The sequence below is a fragment of the Acidovorax sp. M2(2025) genome (assembly GCF_049330835.1).
GTDB lineage: Bacteria > Pseudomonadota > Gammaproteobacteria > Burkholderiales > Burkholderiaceae_C > Acidovorax.
On the sequence record NZ_CP186262.1, the window covers coordinates 2129777 to 2150836 of the forward strand.

The window sequence follows — 21060 nt, forward strand, 5'->3', positions numbered from 1 at the left end:
ATGATAGCTGTTTGCGCTTGCTGGTAAAGCGCTGGAGGCCAATTTCATGCAAAACGTCATGCGGCCACCTGCGGCTGGCCCAGGCTGCGCAGCACGTCCCGCACCATCTGCGCGCGGTCCTTGGGCTCCTTCAGCTCGCGCTCGATGCGCAGCTTCTCGTTACCCGCCAGCTTGATGTGCTTGTTCTTCTGGATCAGCTCGATGATGCGCATCGGGTCGATGGGCGGCTGGGGCTTGAAGGTGATGTTGATGACGCCCGGGGCGGCATCCACCTTCACCACGCCATAGGGCTGGCTCAGCACGCGCAGGCGGTGCACGTCGATCAGGGTCTGGGCCTGCGGCGGCAGCTTGCCGAAGCGGTCCACGATCTCTTCGAGCAGGCCGTCGATCTGGTCGGGATTCTTGGCCGTGGCCAGCTTCTTGTAGAACGACAGGCGCAGGTGCACGTCGCCGCAGTAGTCGTCGGGCAGCAGGGCGGGGGCGTGCAGGTTGATGTCGGTGGCGGCGGAGAGGGGCGCCAGCAGGTCGGGCTCCTTGCCCGCCTTGAGCGCCCTGACGGCCTCGCTCAGCATTTCGTTGTAAAGCTGGAAGCCCACCTCCAGCATGTTGCCGCTCTGGTTCTCGCCCAGCACCTCGCCGGCGCCGCGGATCTCCAGGTCGTGCATGGCCAGGTAGAAGCCGCTGCCCAGCTCTTCCATCTGCTGGATGGCGTCGAGCCGCTGCGCGGCCTGCTTGGTCAGGCCCTCGGTGTCGGGCACCATCAGATAGGCGTACGCTTGGTGGTGGCTGCGGCCCACGCGGCCGCGCAGCTGGTGCAGCTGCGCCAGGCCGAACTTGTCGGCGCGGCTGATGATGATGGTGTTGGCGGTGGGCACGTCGATGCCGGTCTCGATGATGGTCGAGCACAGCAGGATGTTGTAGCGCTGCGCCACGAAGTCGCGCATCACCTTCTCCAGCTCGCGCTCGGGCATCTGGCCGTGGGCCACGGCGATGCGGGCCTCGGGCAGGATTTCCTCCAGCTTCTGGCGCCGGTTCTCGATGGTCTCCACCTCGTTGTGCAGAAAGTAGCACTGGCCGCCGCGCTTCAGTTCGCGCAGCACCGCTTCGCGGATCACGCCCGTGCCCTCGTTGCGCACAAAGGTCTTGATGGCCAGGCGGCGCTGCGGCGCGGTGGCGATGACCGACAGGTCGCGCAGCCCCTCCAGCGCCATGCCCAGCGTGCGCGGGATGGGGGTGGCGGTGAGGGTGAGCACGTCCACTTCGGCGCGCAGCTGCTTCATCTGTTCCTTGTGGCGCACGCCGAAGCGGTGCTCCTCGTCGATGATGAGCAGGCCCAGGTTGTGGAACTTGGTGGATTCGGACAGCAGCTTGTGCGTGCCCACCACGATGTCCACCGTGCCGTCGGCAATGCCCTTGATCGCCGCGGTGATTTCCTTGCCCGAGCGAAAGCGCGACACCTCTGCAATCTTCACCGGCCACTTGCTGAAGCGGTCCACCAGGGTCTGGTAGTGCTGCTCGGCCAGCAGCGTGGTGGGCGCGAGTAACGCCACCTGCTTGCCGCCCGTCACGGCCACGAAGGCCGCCCGCAGGGCCACCTCGGTCTTGCCGAAGCCCACGTCGCCGCAGACCAGCCGGTCCATTGGGCGGGGCGAGATCATGTCCTGGATGACGGCATGGATGGCGGCGTTCTGGTCGGCCGTTTCCTCGAAGCCGAAGTCGTTGGCGAACTGCTCGTAATCCTGCGGGCTGTAGCGGAAGGCGTGGCCTTCGCGCGCGGCCCGGCGGGCGTAGATGTTGAGCAGCTCGGCGGCCGAGTCGCGCACCTGCTCGGCGGCCTTGCGCTTGGCCTTTTCCCACTGGCCGCTGCCCAGCTTGTGCAGTGGTGCCTCGTCGGCACTCACGCCCGTATAGCGGCTGATGAGCTGCAGCTGGCTCACCGGCACATAGAGCAAGGCCTTGTCGGCGTATTCCAGGTGCAGAAACTCCTGCAGCGCGGGCGTGCCGTCGGCGTTCTTGTTGCCCACGTCCATGTTCACCAGGCCGCGGTAGCGGCCGATGCCGTGCTGGCTGTGCACCACGGGGTCGCCCACGTTGAGTTCCGACAGGTCCTTGATCAGCGCCTCGACGTCGCTCACCTGCTCCTGCTTCTTGCGCCGGCGCGTGGTGGGGCCGGCGGCAAACAGCTCGGTCTCGGTGACGAAGTCGATGCTGTCCTCGATCCAGCTGAAGCCCTGGGTGATGGCCGCCGTCGCGATCCCGACCTTCTCCGCGGTCGAGCCCTGGAACTCGGCCAGCGAGTCGAAGGCCGGCGGGTTCAGCTGCGACGCACGCAGAAAGTCCAGCAGGCTCTCGCGCCGGCCATCGCTCTCGGCCAGCAGCAGCACGCGGTGCTGCGTGTTGCGGATGTGCGCATGCAGGCGGGCCAGCGGGTCTTCTGCCCCGCGCACCACCGACAGGTCGCCGAGCTTCTGAAAGTGCGGGTTGTCCTCCACGTCCTCCACGCCGGGGCGGATGGCCAGCTGGGCATGCTCCTTGGCGCGTGTGTAGAACTGGTCGGCCGAAAGGAACAGCGTCTCGGGTGGCAGCACCGGCCGCTCCGGGTCGCCCTGCACCAGGCGGAAACGGTCGCGCGTGTCCTGCCAGAAGCGCTGGAAGGCGGGCTCCAGGTCGCCGTGCAGCACCACGGTGGCTTGTTCGCCCAGGTAGTCGAACACGGTGGCCGTGTCGTCGAAGAACAGCGGCAGATAGTACTCGATGCCGGCCGTGGCCACGCCCGCTCCCATGTCCTTGTAGATGCGGCTCTTGGTCGGGTCGCCCTCCAGCATTTCGCGCCAGCGGCTGCGGAATTTGGCGCGCGCGTCGTCGTCCATGGGGAACTCGCGGCCGGGCAGCAGGCGCACCTCGGGCACGGGGTACAGGCTGCGCTGGCTGTCGGGATCGAACGTGCGGATGCTGTCGATCTCGTCGTCGAACAGGTCCACCCGGTAGGGCACCAGCGAGCCCATGGGGAACAGGTCGATCAGTCCGCCGCGCACCGCGTATTCGCCGGGGCTGACCACCTGCGAGACGTGGGAGTAGCCGGCCAGCGTGAGCTGGGTCTTGAACTTGGCTTCGTCCAGCTTTTGCTTCACCTTGAAGTGGAAGGTGTAGCCCGCCAGGAAGGACGGCGGCGCCAGCCGGTACAGCGCCGTGGTGGCCGGCACCAGCACCACGTCCGCACCGGTGTCCTTGTCCTTCTGGCTGATGCGCCACAGCGTGGCCAGCCGCTCGCTGATCAGGTCCTGGTGCGGGCTGAAGGTGTCGTACGGCAGCGTCTCCCAGTCGGGGAACAGTGCGCAGCGCAGGCCGGGCGCAAAGAATGCCATCTCGTCGATGAGGCGCTGCGCATCGGTCGCATCGGCCGTGACGATGGCGGTGGTGCGGCCGGCGGCCTTGTCGCGCTCGGCCAGGCGGGCCAGCAGCAGGGAGTCGGCGCTGCCCACGGGGCGGGGCAGGGCAAAGCGTTTTCCGGGGGAGAGTTTGGGCAGTTCCATGCGGACGGGTGTGTCGTCGGTGGGCCCCGCAGCGCCACGGCGGCGCGGGCGCGGGCTGGTCGGGGCAACGGACCATTTTAGGCCCGGCCGCGGTCGTTGCCGGGCCCTGCAGCGGTGGCCCCGAGGGCTCGGCCTGTTCCGGTGCACGCGGCACGCCGGCGCTGCCAACATCCCGGCGCATGCCGTTGCCGGTCGGCGCGCGGACGGTGGCGGGTGGGTGAATGCCGACTCCCTAAAATGGCGCCCTCATGACCATCGATCCGCTGCTGCAGCCGGCACACGCCACCCCGCACCTCGCCAGCCCCCCGCCGGGGCGTTTCTGGGCGCTGGTGCCCTGCGCGGGCACGGGTTCGCGCGCGGTGGCCGGGCCGCCCGCGGCCGGGGCTCCCGCAGAGGCGCCCGCGCCTGCGCCCCTGCCCAAGCAATACCACCTGGTGGCAGGCCACCCCATGGTCATGCACACCCTGGCAGCCTTTGCCGGCGTGGACCGGCTGGCGGGCACCCTGGTGGCGGTGGCGCCGGGGGACCGGTTTCTGGAAGCCCACGCCCACCCTTCGTTTTTCGTCGTCGGCTGCGGCGGTCCGACACGCGCTGCCACCGTGCAGGGCGGGCTGCTGGCGCTGCTGGCCCGGGGGGCGCTCCGCGACGATTGGGTGCTGGTGCACGACGCCGCGCGGTGCCTGGTGACCTCGGCGCAGATCGAGCGCCTTATCGACGTGTGCGCGCACGACACGGTGGGCGGGCTGCTGGCCCACCAGCTGGCCGACACGCTCAAGACCTCCACCGACGGACCTGGCGGCGTGCGCGTGGCATCTACGGTGGACCGCAGCAACAAGTGGCTGGCGCAGACGCCGCAGATGTTCCGCATCGGGCCGCTGCTGGACGCGCTGGACAAGGTGGGCAGCAACGTGACCGATGAGGCCAGCGCCATGGAAGCCATGGGCCTGCACCCTCGCCTGGTGCCGGGCGGGGCGCAGAACTTCAAGGTGACCTACCCGGACGATTTCGCGCTGGCCGAGGCCGTGCTGGCCCAGCGCGGCTTTGGCACCACGCTGGCCCGCTTTGGCGGCGACCGCGGGCAGGGCGCCGCGCCAACGGGGCGCAAGACGATTTTCTGAGCACGGCCGGGGCGCCGTGCCACCTCACCATGCCCGTGCGGGCGAAAGGCAGACAAGCGGATGAAGTTCAGGATTGGCGAGGGCTGGGATGTGCATGCGCTGGTGCCTGGCCGGGCGCTGGTGATCGGCGGCGTCAGCATTCCCCACACCATGGGGCTGCTCGGCCATTCGGATGCGGACGTGCTGCTGCACGCCATCACGGATGCCCTGCTGGGGGCGGCCGGGCTGGGCGACATCGGGCGCCACTTTCCGGACACCGATGCGCAGTTCCGGGGCGCCGACTCCGCGGTGCTGCTGGCCGAGGCGGCGCGGCGGGTGCGGGCGGCCGGCTTCGAGATCGGGAACATCGACAGCACGGTGGTGGCGCAGGCGCCGCGCCTGGCATCGCACATCCCGGGCATGCGCACCGCCATTGCGCGCGCAGTGGAAATTGCCGAGGACCAGGTCAACGTCAAGGCCAAGACGGCCGAGCGCCTGGGGCCGGTGGGGCAGGGCCTGGCCATGGAGGCCCGCGCCATCGCGCTGGTTTACCGATCCTGAGCGGTCGGGGCGCGGCCCGGCCGGGGCACTCCAGCATTCAGCAGCAGCTGCTGCGCTCCACGATAGCAAAGCCGATATCCACCACCGGCTGAGCGACTGCTTTGCCTTCGGCCCGGTCGGCGATCCACTGGGCTGCTGTCTGCCCCATGCGCGCGCCATCGATGCGCACCGTGGAAAGGGCGGGGCTGACAGTCTCGGCAAAGTCGATGTCGCCAAATCCCATCACGGCGAGTTGCCGCGGTACCGCGATTGCGCGGTCCCTGGCCTCGGTCAGCACGCCCAGGGCCAGCATGTCTGAGCTGCAAAACACTGCGTCGATGTCGGGCGCATCGGCCAGCAGGGCCGCGAGTCCCGCGCGACCATCTGCATGGGTGGTGGGCGATTTGCCCAGTCGCATGGTGGGCGGGCGCAGACCCAGGCGAGCGGCGGCGTCGGCAAAGCCCTGAGCCCGCCGCGCGGCGCGCTCGTCCCCGCCGCTCAGCAGCGCCAGCCGCTGCCGTCCCCTGGCGACCAGGTGCTCGCACACGGCGGCGCCCAGCGCTTCGTGGCGCAGGCCGATGAGCATGTCGATGGGGGTGTCGGTGAAGTCCCAGGTTTCCACCACCGGAATGCCGGAGGCCCTTAGTAACCGCCGCCCCTCGGGCGAATGCATGACCCCTGTGAGCACGATCCCGTCGGGCCGCCGCCCCACGATGGCGCGCAGCAGCGCGTCTTCGCGTGAGCGGGCATAGCCCACCTGGCCGACCATGACCTGAAAGCCGCGCAATTCCAGCGCATCAGTGAGGGCCTGCACCATCTCCCCGAACAGCGGGCCCGTGAGCGTGGGGACGAGTGCCGTCACCACATGGCTGCGCGCCGAGCGCAACCCGCCCGCCATCAGGTTAGGCACGTACCCCAGGGCCGACACGGCCTCCTGAACCCGTTCCCGTGTCCGCTCGGACACCTGCTGGGGCGTGTTGATGGCGCGCGACACCGTAATCATCGACACGCCAGCCCGTTCGGCCACCTCGCGCAGCGTGACCGCCGGGCGGTCGCGGCCAGAGGGGAGGGCAGTGCGGGCCGCGTCAGAAGCTTGCATGAGGGTGGAGTCTAAGGGCGTGTGACTCGAAGCCGACACCGCAGGCGCCCCCGTGCGGCGGCACGCCTACGAAATTCTGTGAATTAAGGGTTTTTACTATGTTGTCTGACAATGTTAACGTTAACATTTCGTGAAGTCGCAGAAATTTCCACGTTTTTAGGCGAATTTCAGTGACTTGTATGACCTTCGGGACCTTAAGCCGCAGGAGATGGAGGAGCCCAAGGCACTCATCCAAAAGCTCGGGCCGCAGCGGGTGCGGCCTGTTGGTTCCTTTCCCCGCCCACGTCCGAGGCCCCGCAGAGGGTCTGCCATCACTACTTTCGGAGACACCTTCATGTTCCTTGCCAAGAAACTAATGCTCGTCGCTGCCGCCTGCGGCGTAGTCATTGCGGCGTCCGCTCAAACCGGCGCGCCAACCTCCGCCACCTGGCCCGATAAACCCGTGACGATGGTCGTGCCGTTCCCGGCCGGCGGCTCCACCGACATGGTGGCTCGCGCCATGGCCCAGCACATGGGCGACAAGCTGGGCCAGAACTTCGTGGTGGACAACCGCCCCGGTGCCACGGGCACGCTGGGTGCGGGCATGGTCAAGCGTGCACCGGCCGACGGGTACACGCTGCTGGTGTCGTCGCTGGGCGCCTTTGTCGTGGCGCCGCATTTGCTCAAGACGGTGCCGTACGACGCCCTCAAGGACTTTGACTACATCACCGTGCCGGTCCAGGCGCCCAACGTGCTGGTCGCCGCGCCCGGCCAGAAGGCGCGCACCGTAAAGGAGGTGATTGCCCAGCTCAAAGCCAGCCCGGGGAAGGTGAGCTTTGCCAGCTCGGGCAACGGCTCGTCGGACCACCTCTCGGCCGAGGTGTTCTGGCAGCAAACCGGCACGGAGGGCTTGCACATTCCCTACAAGGGCGGCGCCCCGGCCATCAACGACCTGCTGGGCGGGCAGGTGGAGTTCTCGTTCCAGAACGTGAATGCCGTGCTGCAGCACGTCCGTGCAGGCAAGCTGCACGCGATTGCCATCACCGGTGACAAGCGCAGCCCCGTGTTGCCCGATGTGCCCACGCTGGCCGAGGCCGGGGTGTCCGGCGCCGAGGTGTATTCCTGGCAGGGTATGGCTGCGCCCAGGGGCCTGCCACCTGCGATCAAGAAGAAGCTCTCGGAAGCGGCCATCGCCGCCATCAACGACCCGGCGGTGAAGAAGCGCATGCTGGACCAGGGCCTGGAGATTGTGGCCAGCACGCCGGAGGCCTTCACAGCGTATCAAGCACGCGAATTCGCACGCTGGAAAACGGTGATCGAGACGCGAAAGATCACCGCTGATTGAGTTCCATCCGGGGGCGTCTTCGTGCGCCCCACCGCTGTTTCCCGAACACCATGACCACTTCCTTCATCCTTTCAGCCACCAGCACCCCCGTCATCACCGAACTGCGCGTGGTGCCAGTGGCGGGCCACGACAGCATGCTCATGAACCTGAGCGGCGCACACGGCCCGTTCTTCACGCGCAATCTGCTCATCCTGCGCGACAGTGCGGGCAACACCGGCGTGGGCGAGGTGCCCGGCGGCGAGAAGATACGCCTGACGCTGGAGGACGCGCGTCCGCTGATCGTGGGCCAGCCCATTGGCCAGCACAACGCCGTGCTCAACGCGATGCGCGCCCAGTTTGCCGATCGCGATGCGGGCGGACGCGGGCTGCAGACCTTTGACCTGCGCATCACCATCCACGCCGTGACAGCGGTGGAGTCGGCGTTGCTGGACTTGCTGGGTCAGCACCTGGACGTGCCCGTGGCCGCTCTGCTGGGCGAGGGCGTGCAGCGCACCTCGGTGCAGATGCTGGGCTACCTCTTCTATGTGGGCGACCGCAGCAAGACCGATCTGGCCTACCGCACCGAGCCCGAAGCTGACAACGACTGGTTCCGCCTGCGCAACGAAAAGGCCATGACGGCCGAGGGCATCGTGCGCCTGGCCGAGGCTGCTTGCCGGCGCTATGGCTTTGCCGACTTCAAGCTCAAGGGCGGTGTGCTGCGCGGCGAGGAAGAGGTTGAGGCCATCCGTGCATTGCACGAGCGCTTCCCTGAAGCGCGCGTGACGCTGGACCCCAATGGCGGATGGCTGCTCAAGGATGCCATCCGCCTCACGCGCGACCTGCATGGCGTGATGGCGTATGCCGAAGATCCCTGCGGCGCAGAAGGCGTGTTCTCGGGCCGCGAGGTGATGGCCGAGTTCCGCCGCGCCACGGGCTTGCCGACGGCCACGAACATGGTGGCCACTGACTGGCGCGAAATGGCGCACAGCCTGGCCTTGCAGTCGGTGGACATTCCACTGGCCGACCCGCACTTCTGGACCCTGGCCGGCTCGGTGCGTGTGGCCCAGATGTGCCAGGCCTTTGGCCTGACCTGGGGCTCGCACTCCAACAACCACTTCGATGTATCGCTCGCCATGTTCACCCATGTGGGCGCTGCCGCGCCCGGGCGCGTCACCGCCATCGACACGCACTGGATCTGGCAGGACGGCGAACGCCTGACCAAGCAGCCGTTCCAGATCAGGAATGGTTTCATCGACCTGCCCCCAAAGCCCGGCCTGGGCGTGGAGCTGGACATGGAGCAGGTGGAGCGCGCCCACCGCCTGTACCTGCAGCACGGCCTGGGCGCACGCGACGATGCGATGGCCATGCAGTACCTGATCCCAGGCTGGAAGTTCAACAACAAGTCGCCTTGCATGGTGCGCTAAGGCGGGCAAAAAAGACAAAGCCCTCCAGAGGGAGGGCCTTGTGCTTGGAGCAGGGCAGGGGATCAGGCCATCCGGTCCTCGGTGCGGCGGCGCGGCAGCTGGCGTTTGATGGAAGGCCGCTGGAGCCGCTGCTTGGGGTCTGCGCCATCGGGCAGGCCGGGTGCGCGCTGCAGCTGCAAGTGGGCCACCAGGCCGCCACTGCTGGAGTTGGCCAGGGCAAAGATGCCCCCCATGCGCTGGACCGTCTTGTCCACGATGGACAGGCCCAGCCCCGCGCCGGCGGCCGCGGTGCGGGCGGAGTCGCCGCGGAAGAAGGGCTTGGTCAGGTTGGACAGCTGCTCCGGCGGAACGCCCGGGCCGTGGTCGCGCAGCTTGACCAGCACCCAGTTCTCGCGGCCTTTGGCCGCAATTTCGACGGTGGTGATGCCGGTGTCCTCGTTCTTGCCGTAGCGCCGCGCGTTTTCCAGCAGGTTGGAGATCACGCGCGCCAGCTCCACTTCGTCGGCCAGCACGTTCAGATCCTCGGGCACCGCCATGGTGATCTGCAGTTCGCGGTGGTCCTGCACGGCATACACGCACGAGGACACCACCGCATGCAGGTTCACCGGCGTGAGCGTCACGTGGTCGGGCCGGGCGTAGTCCAGGAACTTGTCGATGGTGGCGTCGAGCTGCACGATGTCCGCCACCATGTGCTCGCGCGCGACCTCGTCGGTCACGCTCATCTCGGTTTCCAGCCGCAGGCGCGCCAGCGGGGTGCGCAGGTCGTGCGAGATGCCGGCCAGCATCACCGCACGGTCCTGCTCCAGCTTGGCGAGCTTTTGCGCCATGCGGTTGAACCCGATGTTCACCTCACGGATCTCGCTGGTCACCACCTCTTCATCCAGATGGCTGGCGGCGAAATCGCCGTCCTTGACGCGGTTGGCGGCATAGGAAAGCTGCTTGAGCGGCCGGTTGATGAGCCGCGCAATGGCGGCCGCCCCGGCCAGGGACAGCGCGGCGGCCGTGATCAGCCAGATCAGCCAGGTGCGGCCGCCGGCCGGACTGAAACGCGAGCGGTCCATCAGCAGCCAGTTGGGGTCCCCGTTGATGTTGAAGCCCACCCACAGGCCGGTCTCGCCATTCACGTTCTGCGCGACGATGGTGTCCGGCCCGAGCCGCTGGGTGAGCTCGTCGGTGAGCCGGTTGCCCAGGGCCGAGCCTTCGAGCAGTTCGAACTTGTCGGTGGGCTCGCGCGGCAGGATGCGCACGCCTTCCTGGTCGGCCATGGTCTTGATGAGCGACACGCGGGCAATGGCATCCGAGTGCACCAGCGCGGCGCGGCTCAGGTTGACCAGGGACGCAATCTGCTGCGCCGTCTGCAGCGTGCGTGGCTCGAACTCCAGGGCACGCAGCGTCTGCAGCCACGCCAGAATGCTGCCCACCAGCAGCAGCGCCAGCAGAAAGAAGGTGCGCCAGAACAGGTTGAGCCCGACGCGGGCCCGCTGCTCGCGCGCCTGCCGCAGCGACTCCAGGGGGGCGGGGCTGGTGGCTTCAGGCTGGGCCGTCATGGAGGGCTGGAAAGACGACGATCTGGACCACAGGGGTTCGCCGGATTTGGGCATACGGGAACAGGAAGGGCTCAGCTTGTTCCGTCCGGCACGAACACATAGCCGACACCCCACACCGTCTGGATGTAGCGCGGTGCGGCGGCGTCCACCTCCACCAGCTTGCGAAGGCGCGAGACCTGCACGTCCAGGCTGCGGTCAAACGGCTCGAATTCGCGGCCCCGGGCCAGAAGCGCCAGCTTCTCGCGCGACAGCGGCTGGCGCGGATGGCGCACCAGGGCCTTGAGCATCGCAAATTCGCCGGTGGTCAGCGGCAGCTCCTCGCCGTTGCGCTGGAGGGCGCGCGTGCCCAGGTCGAAGGTGAAGGGGCCGAAGGTGACCACTTCGTTGTCGCCCGACGGTGCGCCCGGGGCTTCCTGGGCGGGGCGGCGCCGCAGCACGGCGTGGATGCGCGCGAGCAGCTCGCGCGGGTTGAACGGTTTGCCCAGGTAGTCGTCCGCGCCCACTTCCAGGCCCACGATGCGGTCCACGTCCTCGCCCTTGGCGGTGAGCATGATGATGGGGGTGCGGTCATTGGCGGCACGCAGGCGGCGGCAGATGGACAGGCCATCCTCGCCGGGCATCATCAGGTCCAGCACGATGATGTCCACGGTCTCGCGCAACAGCAGGCGGTTGAGCGCCTTGCCATCCTCCGCAACCATGACTTCGAAGCCTTCCTGGGTCAGGTAGCGGCGCAGCAGATCGCGGATGCGTGCATCGTCATCCACCACCAGAACTTTGTCAGTGCGATTGGTTGTTGTGGCCATCTTGTTCCCAAGTCCAATTTGTAACAGAGCCGATTCTGACCACATGGAACGCCGAAGTTCGGGTTTTCCGGCCGGGTTTGACCAACTGTTACAAGTTTTGCCCGGGTTCGCAGCCGCTGGGAAGGGGCTTCATCGTGCAGACAAGTGGGTGCGGTTAAGGTGCTGTCTGGCACCGCATACGCCGGTGCTTCATCCCCGAAGAAGAGGACTTTCATATGCTGAGGATTACTATAAAACTGATAGCTGCCAGCGCTTTCATTTTCAGCGCTGGCGCCGTTTCTGCCCAGAACAGCACGGCGCCGGAGCCGCGCAATGTGGTGCAGCTGTCGGCCACCGGCTCGGTGGAGGTGCAGCAGGACCTGCTGGTGCTCAACCTTGCGACCAGCAAGGAAGCCACCGATGCGGCCACGGTGCAGTCCCAGCTCAAGCAGGCGCTGGATGCGGCCCTGGCCGAGGCCAAGCGCAATGCCCAGCCGGGTCAGATGGACGTGCGCACCGGGCCCTTCGGGCTGTACCCCCGGTACGGCAAGGACGGCAAGATCAACGGCTGGCAAGGCCGGGCCGAACTGGTGCTGGAAGGGCGCGATTTCGCCCGCATCACGGCCACGGCGGGCAGGATCCAGACGCTGGCCATCAGCCAGGTCGGGTTCGACCTGTCGCGCGAGGCGCGCGCCAAGGTGGAAGGCGAAGCCCAGACCCTGGCCATCGAGCAGTTCAAGGCCCGCGCCGCCGAGCTGGCCAAGGGCTTCGGCTTCAGCGCCTACAGCCTGCGCGAGGTGGCGGTGAACAGCAACGAGGCAGTGCCCGGCCCGCGTCCGCGCATGATGGCCGCCGAAGCGAAGATGAGCTCCTTTGCCGACGCGCCGGTCCCGGTGGAAGCGGGCAAGGCACAGGTGGTGGTCAACGTGTCGGGGTCGGTGCAGATGCGCTGAGGCGCATCACGCAGCGATTTAGATAAAAATGGCTGCTAGCGATTGCTGAATAAGCGCTAGTAGCTATAATTTTTATAGCAATCGGCGCAGCGCACGGCGTTGGCGCGGCCGACACCGGCAGCCGCTGCGAAAGGGCCGCCCCGCCGCGCTGGCGGCGTCCCTTTCCCCCATCGCGCGGCGACGCGAGAGAAGACGGAAGAGGGAAGGGGAAGGCACCGAAGGTGCGTCAGGGTGGCGTGCTTTTACTGCGCGGCCCAGCCGCCGTCCATGTTCCACGCCACGCCGCGCACGTTGTTGGCGGCCGGCGAGCAGAAGAACACGGCCAGCTCGCCCAGTTCTTCGGGCGTGGTGAACTGCATCGACGGCTCCTTCTCGCCCAGCAGCAGCTTCTTGGCGTCCTCATTCGACAAGCCGTGCTCCGCCGCCTTGGCGTCCACCTGCTTTTGCACCAGCGGCGTCAGGACCCAGCCGGGGCAGATCGCGTTGCAGGTCACGCCGGTGGTGGCGTTTTCCAGGGCCGTCACCTTCGTCAGGCCGACGATGCCGTGCTTGGCCGCCACGTAGGCAGACTTCTGTGCCGAGCCGACCAGGCCGTGCACCGAGGCCACGTTGATGATGCGGCCCCAATTTGCGGCCTTCATGGCGGGCAGCGCCAGGCGCGAGGTGTGGAAGGCGCTGGTGAGGTTGATGGCGAGGATCGCGTCCCAGCGTTCCACCGGGAAATCCTCCACGTTGGCCACATGCTGGATGCCAGCGTTGTTCACCAGGATGTCCACGCGCCCGAACCGTTGGGCGCTGAACTTCATCATGTCTTCGATGTCGGCCGCGCGGCTCATATCTGCGCCGTGGTAGTCGACCTGCACGCCCGCGGCCTGGCCTGCGGCCAGCACTTCCGCGCGCGGCCCGTCGGCATCGCCGAAGCCGTTGAGCACCACATTGGCCCCCTGGCGGGCCAGGGCCTTGGCGATGCCAAGGCCGATGCCGCTGGTGGAACCGGTAACGAGGGCAGTTTTGCCTTTGAGCATGAGAGTCTCTCCGAATGAATTACGATGCCACGCAAACACAGATCGGCGCGCAGGGCGTGGCAATGCAGCCGAGTTCGCCCTGCATTATCAAGCGCTGCCTCCGCAATTCGCCCTCCATGATTGAACCTACGCTGAACTACGTACCGTGCCCCGGAGCGGGGGCCCCGGCGGCCTCCAACGGCCCTGGGCCGGCCACTGGCGCCACCCACCACCGCATGGCTTACTGGGAGTGGAACGCCACCGGCAACCCGCAGCATCCGCATGTGGTGGTGTGCGTGCATGGCCTGTCCCGCCAGGGGCGGGATTTCGACACACTGGCGCGCGCGCTGAGCAGGCAGGCACGCGTGGTGTGCCCCGACGTGGTCGGGCGCGGGCAGAGCGACTGGCTGGCGGACCCCATGGGCTACCAGATCCCGCAGTACGCGGCCGACATGCTGGCGCTGCTGGCGCACCTGCACCAGCAGGCGCCCATTGGCACGCTGGACTGGGTGGGCACCAGCATGGGCGGGCTCATCGGCATGGGCATCGCCGGCCAGCCGGGCCTGCCGCTGCCGGCGCCCGTGCGCCGCCTGGTGCTCAATGATGTGGGGCCCGCCATCGAATGGCAGGCGCTGCAGCGCATCGGCCAGTACCTGGGGCAGCCGGTGCGGTTTGCGTCCCTGCAGGAAGCGGCCGACGCCATGTGGGCCATTTCCACCAGCTTCGGTCCGCACACGCCGGAGCAATGGCTGGCCCTGTCGCGTCCCATGGTGCGCACGCTGCCGGACGGCGGGGTCACCCTGCATTACGACCCGGCCATTGCCGTGCCCTTCCGCGCCCTGACGCAGGAAGCCGCAGCGGCCGGCGAAGCGGCGCTGTGGCAGTTGTACGACCACATCCCGGCGCAGACGCTGCTGCTGCGGGGCGCTCAGTCGGACCTGCTGTCGCGCCCCACGGCGCAGTCCATGGCGCAGCGCGGGCCCCGCGCACGCGTGGTCGAGTTCGAGGGCGTGGGGCATGCGCCCACGCTGGTGGCTGCGGACCAGGTTGCGGTGGTGGCCGATTTCCTGCTGGCCGCGGAAGGTGCTTTGCGCGCATGAAGACCAACCCTGCGGCCTTGGCCACGGTGGCGCCCCAGGGCGACGCCGTCCCCCAGCTCATCACCGCCACGGCGCACACGCTGCCGGAGCAGGTGAACGCCCTGGCGCGCGCCCGCGCGTTTGCCGAACCGCTCATCGCCGGCGAAGCCCTGGATTCCGGCGAGAACACGCTGGCGCATGCGGATGCCGTGGCCGCTATCCTGAAGAACATCGGCGGCTCGGAGGCCATGCAGGCGGCGAGCTACCTGGTGCATGCCTGCGTGCACCTCAACAAGCCCGAGGAGGTCATTGCCAAGGCCTTCGGCGATAACTTTGCCGCCCTGGCGGTGGAGACCACCAAGCTGATGCGCGTGCAGCGCCAGGCCCGCGGCGCCGAGCCGCTGGACGACCCGGCCGTGCAGACCGAGAACGTGCGCAAGATGCTGCTGGCGTTCTCGCGCGACCTGCGGGTGGTGATGCTGCGCCTGGCCTCGCGCCTGCAGACCCTGCGCTTCCACGCTGCGTCCAAGCGGCCCGTGTCCCCCAGCCTGGCGCGCGAATCGCTGCAGGTGTTTGCGCCGCTGGCCAACCGGCTGGGCATCTGGCAGGTGAAGTGGGAGCTGGAAGACCTGTCCTTCCGTTTCCTGGAGCCCGAGACCTACAAAGAGGTGGCCCGCCTGCTGGACGAGAAGCGCGGCGAGCGTGAGGTCTACATGGAGCAGTTGCGCGGCCGGCTGGAGAGCGAGCTGCGCGCGCGCAGCATCAGCGCCACGGTGGCGGGGCGGCCCAAGCACATCTACAGCATCGTCAAGAAGATGCGCGGCAAGTCGCTCAACTTCGACCAGGTGTTCGACATCCGTGCGCTGCGCGTGGTGGTCCCCACGGTGAAGGACTGCTACGCGGCCCTGAGCTGGGTGCATGAGCAGTTCAAGCCCATCGTCGAAGAGTTCGACGACTACATCGCCAAGCCCAAGCCCAACGGCTACCAGTCGCTGCACACCATCGTGCGCGACGACAACGGCAAGCCCATCGAGATCCAGATCCGCACCCAGGCCATGCACGAACACGCCGAGCATGGCGTGGCGGCGCACTGGGCCTACAAAGAGGCCGGCAGCAAGGGGTACGCCGGCGTGTCGGCCAGCGGGGAATACGACGCCAAGATCGCGGTGCTGCGCCAATTGCTGGCGTGGGAGCGCGACCTTTCCGGCGCCGTGCACAACAAGGGGCTGTTTGAAGACCGCATCTACGTGCTGACGCCCGATGCAGCCGTGGTGGAGCTGCCCCAGGGCGCGACGCCGGTGGACTTTGCCTATGCCGTGCACACGAGCGTGGGGCACCGCTGCCGCGGCGCCCGGGTGGACGGCGCCATGGTCCCGCTCAACACGCCGCTGCAAAACGGCCAGACGGTGGAGATCACCACCGTCAAGGAGGGGCGCCCTTCGCGCGACTGGCTCAACGCCGAGCTGGGCTACCTCACCAGCCACCGGGCCAAGGCCAAGGTGCGCGCCTGGTTCAACGCCCAGGCCACCCACGAAACCGTGGCCAAAGGGCGGGAAGCGGTGGAGAAGCTGCTGCAGCGCGAGGGCAAGACGGCCGTCAAGCTGGACGACCTGGCGGCCCAACTGGGCTTCAAGTCGGCGGATGCGCTGTTCGAAGTCGTGGGCAAGGATGAGTTCTCGCTGCGCAACATCGAGACGGTGCTGCGCCCGCCGGAGCCCGTCATCGCGCCCGACGAATACCTGCTGCTCAAGAAGACGCGCACCAGCGAAGCGTCGCCCAAGGGCGGGGTGCTGGTCGTGGGCATCGACTCGCTGATGACCCAGCTGGCCAAATGCTGCAAACCGGCGCCGCCCGATCCGATCCGCGGCTTTGTCACCCGGGGCAAAGGCGTGAGCGTGCACCGCGCGGACTGCAGCAACTTCCGCGAAATGGCCGCACGCAACATGGAGCGCGTCATCGACGTGGCCTGGGGCACGTCCAAGGCGGCCGCCACCGGCGCCGTGTACCCCGTGGATGTGGCCGTGGAGGCCGCGGACCGCCAGGGCCTGCTGCGCGACATTTCCGAAGTGTTCGCCCGCGAAAAGACCAACGTGATCGGCGTGCAGACCCAGTCCATCAAGGGCACGGCGTGGATGACCTTCACCGTGGAGGTCTCCGATTCAGGCCGCTTGAACAAGGTGCTGGACATCGTGGCCGGCGTTGCCGGCGTGCGCTCAGCGCGCCGTCGCTGAAGGCCGGCGCGCAAATTGGGCGTTCTTTTGCGAAGGCGCTGATTTTGTGGCTATAATCGTGGTCTTAACAACGACAGGCGCGTAGCTCAGCTGGTTAGAGCACCACCTTGACATGGTGGGGGTCGTTGGTTCGAGTCCAATCGCGCCTACCAAATTTGGTAATGAATCAAGGAGCTGACAGCAATGTCCGCTCCTTTTTTCTTTTGGTCGGCCCTTTCGTGCAGGCGTCGGGTGACGGCATGCGCCGTGGTGAACGGGCGCGCAGCTGTCACGGCTTTTTCCTACGGCGCGCAGGCGTGGCTGGGCGCTCACTGGCTTCTTTGCACCAGGAGCGCACCATGCCCGTCCCTAGCCAAGACCGCCCCCTCGAAGTCCCCAGCGATGTGCCCCGCGAGCCTGGCGAATTTCCGACGGAGCTGCCGCCACCCCTGTCCAACGAGCGCCAGCCCGAGGTGTCCTTTCCCGGCCGGAAGTCGGCCGAGGTGGATCTGGGCGATGCTGATCCGCTGGGCAAGCCGTCCCGATCCTGAACGCGGCCCATCCGGGCCGCTGTCATCCGGGCCGGCGGGTGCAATGCCCGTCCCGCCGGAACGCGCGCCTGCGTCCCGGTAGCGCAGCGGGACGGTCGCGCAAGGGCTGCGCTCGGTGGCTGCGGGGCAGCTATCACGCCCGGCAGCCACAGGGCTGCTCAGGGACGCCGCGGGGTGGCAGCCGTTCGTATGAAACAAAGCGTTTTTGTCTGACAAGGTGGGGCCCCGTCCGTCGGTACTGTTGCGTTACCTCATACGGAGTTCCACCATGAAAACATCGCCGCAACACCCCACCCCTGCTGCTCCCGCCTTTGTCGACGTGGATCCCGAACTGGGCATGTACGATATCCGCGTCTTCTGGCTCGCTGCCCTGGCTGCGACGGTGGCGGTGTTGGCGGTGGCCTATTTCAAGATGGGGTACCTGGGCTAAGCCCCTGGCAAGGGTCGTCGGCTCAGTGCGAGCTGTACCGGTGCGCTGGCGCCGTGGCGCACTTTCTTGCTCCCTTGCGGACATTCCCGCAGATCTCTTCACACCCCGCACCCCCCGGCGCGCCGCACGAGTGCGCGGGAGGCTGCTTTCGGTCAGAAATGCGGTGGCGGATCCTGCACGGGCGGCTCGCCGGGTTGGGGCGGCGGGTCGCCCTGCGGCGGCTGCGGGACCCAGGCTGGCGGGTTTTCCACGGGCGGGAAGGGCGGCACGGGAGAGGGCGCTGGTGCAGGCAACATGGCGCGGGTCCTTTCTGGTCATCAAGGGTGAAACTACAAGCCCACCGTAACGCGCACTTCCGCGCCGGTCTGCCAGCCAACATCCCGACCGGCGGGCCGCAACCCATTTTTTATCCCGCGTGTTCCCGCGCGTTGCCGGCCCGCGCTGAACGCGAAGGCCATCAGGGTATTCCTTTGCCGACGGGGCGCTGGAGCCTCCCTAGAATGTGCTGCACCGCAATACATGGGCCCAAGCCCGAGGAGTCGTTGTGTCCGAACAGAAAAGTGCCGCATCCAAGCCGGCGCAGCGCGTCATCAAGAAGTACCCCAACCGCCGTCTGTACGACACGGACACCTCCACCTACATCACCCTGGCCGAAGTGCGCCAGCTGGTGATGGAGCACCAGAACGTGGTGGTGCGCGACGCCAAGACGGGCGAGGACCTCACGCGCAGCATCCTGCTGCAGATCATCCTGGAAGAGGAGGCGGGCGGCGCGCCCATGTTCTCCGAGGCCGTGCTGGCCAACATCATCCGCTTCTACGGGCACGCCATGCAGGGTTTCATGGGGGCCTACCTCGAGAAGAACGTGCAGGCCTTCACCGACTTCCAGTCCAAGATGGCCGAGCAGTCGCAGAACGTCACGCCCGAGATGTGGTCCCAGTTCATGAACCTGCAGTCGCCCTTGCTCAAGGGCATGATGGGCAACTATATGGAGCAATCGCAATCGATGCTGACGCAGATGCAGGAGCAGATGCAAAAGCAGACCGAGCAGATGCTCGGCGCGTTCGGAATCAAGAGGTAAGCCCCCTGAGCGGCTTTGCCGCTTCCCCCAGGGGGACGCCGCCAGCGCGGCGGGGCGGCCCTTGCGCGGCGGCTGCTGGCTTTGGTCGTGCCAGTATCACAAGCCTTCGGGCAACGCTGATCTGGGGATGAGTCGGCGAGGAAACCCCCTCCAGAGCCGGACCTGGGACAATACGGGGTTATGAGCGAAGCAATTGCCCCCACAAAAACCCCCAAGGTCGGGTTCGTGTCCCTCGGATGCCCGAAGGCACTCACCGACTCCGAACTCATCCTCACGCAACTGAGCGCCGAGGGCTACGAGACCTCCAAGACCTTCCAGGGCGCAGACCTGGTCATTGTCAACACCTGCGGCTTCATTGACGATGCGGTCAAGGAAAGCCTGGACACCATCGGCGAAGCCCTGGCCGAGAACGGCAAGGTCATCGTCACGGGCTGCCTGGGCGCGCGCGCGGGCGAGGCGGGGGGCAACCTGGTCAAGGACGTGCACCCCAGCGTGCTGGCCGTGACCGGCCCGCATGCCACGCAAGAGGTGATGGAGGCCGTGCACACGCACCTGCCCAAGCCGCACGACCCCTTCCTGGACCTGGTGCCGGGCGCGTTTGGCGAGGCGGGCATCAAGCTCACGCCGCGCCACTATGCCTACCTGAAGATCAGCGAGGGCTGCAACCACCGCTGCACCTTCTGCATCATCCCGTCGATGCGCGGCGACCTGGTGTCGCGCCCCATTGGCGACGTGCTCAAGGAGGCCAAGGCCTTGTTCGAAGGCGGCGTGAAGGAGCTCCTCGTCATCAGCCAGGACACCTCGGCCTATGGCGTGGACGTGAAGTACCGCACCGGCTTCTGGGACGGCAAGCCCGTCAAGACCCGCATGCTGGAGCTGGTGCAGACGCTGGGCGAGATTGCCGAGCCCTACGGCGCCTGGGTGCGCCTGCACTACGTGTACCCGTACCCCAGCGTGGACGAGGTGATCCCGCTGATGGCCACGGGCCGCGTGCTGCCGTACCTGGACGTGCCCTTTCAGCACAGCCATCCGGACGTGCTCAAGCGTATGAAGCGCCCGGCCAGCGGCGAGCGCAACCTGGAGCGCATCCAGCGCTGGCGCGAGGCCTGCCCCGAGATCGTGATCCGCAGCACCTTCATTGCGGGTTTTCCGGGCGAGACGGAAGAAGAGTTCCAGCACCTGCTGGACTTTGTGCGCGAGGCGCAGATCGACCGCGCCGGCTGCTTTGCCTACAGCGATGTGACGGGTGCCGCCGCCAACGAGCTGCCGGGCATGCTGCCGATGGAAGTGCGCGAGGAGCGCCGTGCGCGCTTCATGGCCGTGGCCGAGGAGGTGTCCATTGCCAAGCTGCAGCGCCGCGTGGGCGCCACTATGCAGGTGCTGGTGGACCACGCGCCGGCCCTGGGCCGCAAGGGCGGCGTGGGCCGTACCTACGCCGATGCGCCGGAGATCGACGGCACGGTGCAGCTGCTGCCGCCCGAGAAGATCAGCAAGACCATGAAGGTGGGCGAATTCACCAAGGCGCGCATCGTGGGGGTGCAGGGGCACGACCTGATTGCACAGCCGATCTGAAGGGAATCAAAAATGTGAGCGCCTTGCGCTTGCTGCGCCTTGTTTTCAGCTACTTTTGTTTGAAAATTTGAGGCCAGGAAAGCACAGGCAGCTCACGTTTCGATAGCAACCGCTGCGGCGGTGGCGCACAAAAAAGGCTTCCCGTGGGAAGCCTTTTGTCTTGCTGCACAGGCACCGCAGGGTGCCGTGCGCGGCTTACACGCGCTTGCGGTATTCGCCGGTGCGGGTGTCGATTTCGATCTTGTCGCCCTGGTTCACGAACAGGGGCACAGCCACTTCAAAGCCGGTGGCGATCTTGGCGGGCTTGAGCACCTTGCCGGACGTGTCGCCCTTGACGGCGGGTTCCGTCCAGGTGATTTCGCGTTCGATGCTGGTGGGCAGTTCCACGGAGATGGCCTTGCCGTCGTAGAACACCACTTCCAGCGCCATGCCGTCTTCCAGGTAGTTCAGCGCGTCGCCCATGTTTTCGGCTTCGACTTCGTACTGGTTGTAGTCGGCGTCCATGCACACGTACATGGGGTCGGCAAAGTAGGAGTAGGTGCAATCCTTCTTGTCCAGGATCACGTTGTCGATCTTGTCGTCGGCCTTGAACACGACTTCGGTGCCGAAGTTGGCGATCAGGCTCTTGAGCTTCATGCGCACGGTGGCTGCACCGCGGCCGCCGCGGGCGTATTCGGTCTTCAGGACCACCATGGGGTCCTTGCCGTGCATGATGACGTTGCCGGCGCGGATTTCTTGAGCGATTTTCATAGCAAGTTGCTTTGGGTTGGGGCCGCTCAACGTGCGGGCGGGCAAACCTGCTGAAGGAATCGGCGGGTCGCGCGCCGCTGCATGTACCGCGGCGGAAGTGCGCTGGGC

At 67.1% G+C, this 21060-nt stretch carries 18 protein-coding genes and 1 tRNA gene; 12 read left to right on the forward strand and 7 right to left on the reverse strand.

Annotation, left to right across the window (positions count from 1 at the left end; all coding sequences use genetic code 11):
- Nucleotides 1-56: 56 nt before the first annotated feature.
- Entirely contained in the window at nucleotides 57-3533 is a 3477-nt protein-coding gene (gene mfd, locus ACOYR3_RS09910) for a transcription-repair coupling factor (RefSeq protein ID WP_422846263.1), read from the reverse strand.
- 248 nt (nucleotides 3534-3781) lie between these two features.
- Here mfd and ACOYR3_RS09915 point away from each other — a divergent pair, with 248 nt between their 5' ends.
- Both ACOYR3_RS09915 and ispF read left to right on the forward strand, forming a co-directional pair.
- On the forward strand, nucleotides 3782-4651 hold the full coding sequence (locus ACOYR3_RS09915) for an IspD/TarI family cytidylyltransferase (protein ID WP_422846264.1): 870 nt from the start codon (nucleotides 3782-3784) through the stop codon (nucleotides 4649-4651).
- A gap of 60 nt (nucleotides 4652-4711) precedes the next feature.
- Nucleotides 4712-5191: a 2-C-methyl-D-erythritol 2,4-cyclodiphosphate synthase gene (gene ispF, locus ACOYR3_RS09920; RefSeq protein WP_422846265.1), complete on the forward strand. Its 480-nt coding sequence runs from the start codon at nucleotides 4712-4714 to the stop codon at nucleotides 5189-5191.
- A gap of 37 nt (nucleotides 5192-5228) precedes the next feature.
- Here the strand turns inward: ispF and ACOYR3_RS09925 are convergent, their stop codons facing one another.
- The gene (locus ACOYR3_RS09925; protein WP_422846266.1) at nucleotides 5229-6269 is read right to left on the reverse strand and encodes a LacI family DNA-binding transcriptional regulator; all 1041 of its coding nucleotides are present in this window, start codon (nucleotides 6267-6269) and stop codon (nucleotides 5229-5231) included.
- 334 nt (nucleotides 6270-6603) lie between these two features.
- Between ACOYR3_RS09925 and ACOYR3_RS09930 the strand changes: the two genes are divergently transcribed.
- Together ACOYR3_RS09930 and gudD are read left to right on the forward strand one after the other, a co-directional pair.
- Nucleotides 6604-7593: a Bug family tripartite tricarboxylate transporter substrate binding protein gene (locus ACOYR3_RS09930; protein ID WP_422846267.1), complete on the forward strand. Its 990-nt coding sequence runs from the start codon at nucleotides 6604-6606 to the stop codon at nucleotides 7591-7593.
- A 50-nt stretch (nucleotides 7594-7643) separates the two neighbouring features.
- On the forward strand, nucleotides 7644-8996 hold the full coding sequence (gudD, locus tag ACOYR3_RS09935; RefSeq protein ID WP_422846268.1) for a glucarate dehydratase: 1353 nt from the start codon (nucleotides 7644-7646) through the stop codon (nucleotides 8994-8996).
- A gap of 62 nt (nucleotides 8997-9058) precedes the next feature.
- On the opposite strand, the gene ACOYR3_RS09940 is transcribed toward gudD, so the two are convergent.
- On the reverse strand, nucleotides 9059-10543 hold the full coding sequence (locus ACOYR3_RS09940; RefSeq protein WP_422846269.1) for an ATP-binding protein: 1485 nt from the start codon (nucleotides 10541-10543) through the stop codon (nucleotides 9059-9061).
- 71 nt (nucleotides 10544-10614) lie between these two features.
- Nucleotides 10615-11346 carry a two-component system response regulator OmpR gene (ompR, locus tag ACOYR3_RS09945; protein ID WP_010460834.1) on the reverse strand — a complete coding sequence of 244 codons (732 nt, stop codon included), beginning with the start codon at nucleotides 11344-11346 and terminating at the stop codon, nucleotides 10615-10617.
- Between the two features lie 215 nt (nucleotides 11347-11561).
- On the opposite strand from ompR, the gene ACOYR3_RS09950 reads away from it, so the two are divergent.
- Nucleotides 11562-12278, forward strand: coding sequence for an SIMPL domain-containing protein (locus tag ACOYR3_RS09950; RefSeq protein ID WP_422846270.1), 717 nt, complete (start codon nucleotides 11562-11564; stop codon nucleotides 12276-12278).
- Between the two features lie 242 nt (nucleotides 12279-12520).
- On the opposite strand, the gene ACOYR3_RS09955 is transcribed toward ACOYR3_RS09950, so the two are convergent.
- The gene (locus tag ACOYR3_RS09955) at nucleotides 12521-13303 is read right to left on the reverse strand and encodes a 3-hydroxybutyrate dehydrogenase (protein ID WP_422846271.1); all 783 of its coding nucleotides are present in this window, start codon (nucleotides 13301-13303) and stop codon (nucleotides 12521-12523) included.
- Nucleotides 13304-13419: 116 nt separating this feature from the next.
- Here ACOYR3_RS09955 and ACOYR3_RS09960 point away from each other — a divergent pair, with 116 nt between their 5' ends.
- From ACOYR3_RS09960 to ACOYR3_RS09980, 5 genes are all read left to right on the forward strand, one after another.
- Nucleotides 13420-14382: an alpha/beta fold hydrolase gene (locus ACOYR3_RS09960; RefSeq protein ID WP_422846272.1), complete on the forward strand. Its 963-nt coding sequence runs from the start codon at nucleotides 13420-13422 to the stop codon at nucleotides 14380-14382.
- Nucleotides 14379-16592, forward strand: coding sequence for a RelA/SpoT family protein (locus ACOYR3_RS09965; protein WP_422846273.1), 2214 nt, complete (start codon nucleotides 14379-14381; stop codon nucleotides 16590-16592). The genes ACOYR3_RS09960 and ACOYR3_RS09965 overlap by 4 nt, the downstream gene beginning before the upstream one ends.
- A 75-nt stretch (nucleotides 16593-16667) precedes the next feature.
- Nucleotides 16668-16744 (forward strand) — tRNA-Val (locus ACOYR3_RS09970).
- A 186-nt stretch (nucleotides 16745-16930) separates the two neighbouring features.
- Entirely contained in the window at nucleotides 16931-17122 is a 192-nt protein-coding gene (locus ACOYR3_RS09975; RefSeq protein ID WP_422846274.1) for a hypothetical protein, read from the forward strand.
- Between the two features lie 268 nt (nucleotides 17123-17390).
- The gene (locus ACOYR3_RS09980) at nucleotides 17391-17552 is read left to right on the forward strand and encodes a hypothetical protein (RefSeq protein WP_422846275.1); all 162 of its coding nucleotides are present in this window, start codon (nucleotides 17391-17393) and stop codon (nucleotides 17550-17552) included.
- A 152-nt stretch (nucleotides 17553-17704) separates the two neighbouring features.
- On the opposite strand, the gene ACOYR3_RS09985 is transcribed toward ACOYR3_RS09980, so the two are convergent.
- The gene (locus ACOYR3_RS09985; RefSeq protein ID WP_422846276.1) at nucleotides 17705-17848 is read right to left on the reverse strand and encodes a hypothetical protein; all 144 of its coding nucleotides are present in this window, start codon (nucleotides 17846-17848) and stop codon (nucleotides 17705-17707) included.
- Nucleotides 17849-18096: 248 nt separating this feature from the next.
- Between ACOYR3_RS09985 and phaR the strand changes: the two genes are divergently transcribed.
- Nucleotides 18097-18630: a polyhydroxyalkanoate synthesis repressor PhaR gene (gene phaR / locus ACOYR3_RS09990; RefSeq protein WP_422846277.1), complete on the forward strand. Its 534-nt coding sequence runs from the start codon at nucleotides 18097-18099 to the stop codon at nucleotides 18628-18630.
- A 180-nt stretch (nucleotides 18631-18810) separates the two neighbouring features.
- Complete coding sequence (rimO, locus tag ACOYR3_RS09995; protein ID WP_422846278.1) at nucleotides 18811-20202, forward strand: 30S ribosomal protein S12 methylthiotransferase RimO; 1392 nt, start codon at nucleotides 18811-18813, stop codon at nucleotides 20200-20202.
- Between the two features lie 195 nt (nucleotides 20203-20397).
- Here the strand turns inward: rimO and efp are convergent, their stop codons facing one another.
- Nucleotides 20398-20952 (reverse strand): elongation factor P, encoded by a 555-nt coding sequence (efp, locus tag ACOYR3_RS10000; RefSeq protein WP_291489391.1) that lies wholly within the window; start codon nucleotides 20950-20952, stop codon nucleotides 20398-20400.
- Nucleotides 20953-21060 lie beyond the last annotated feature (108 nt).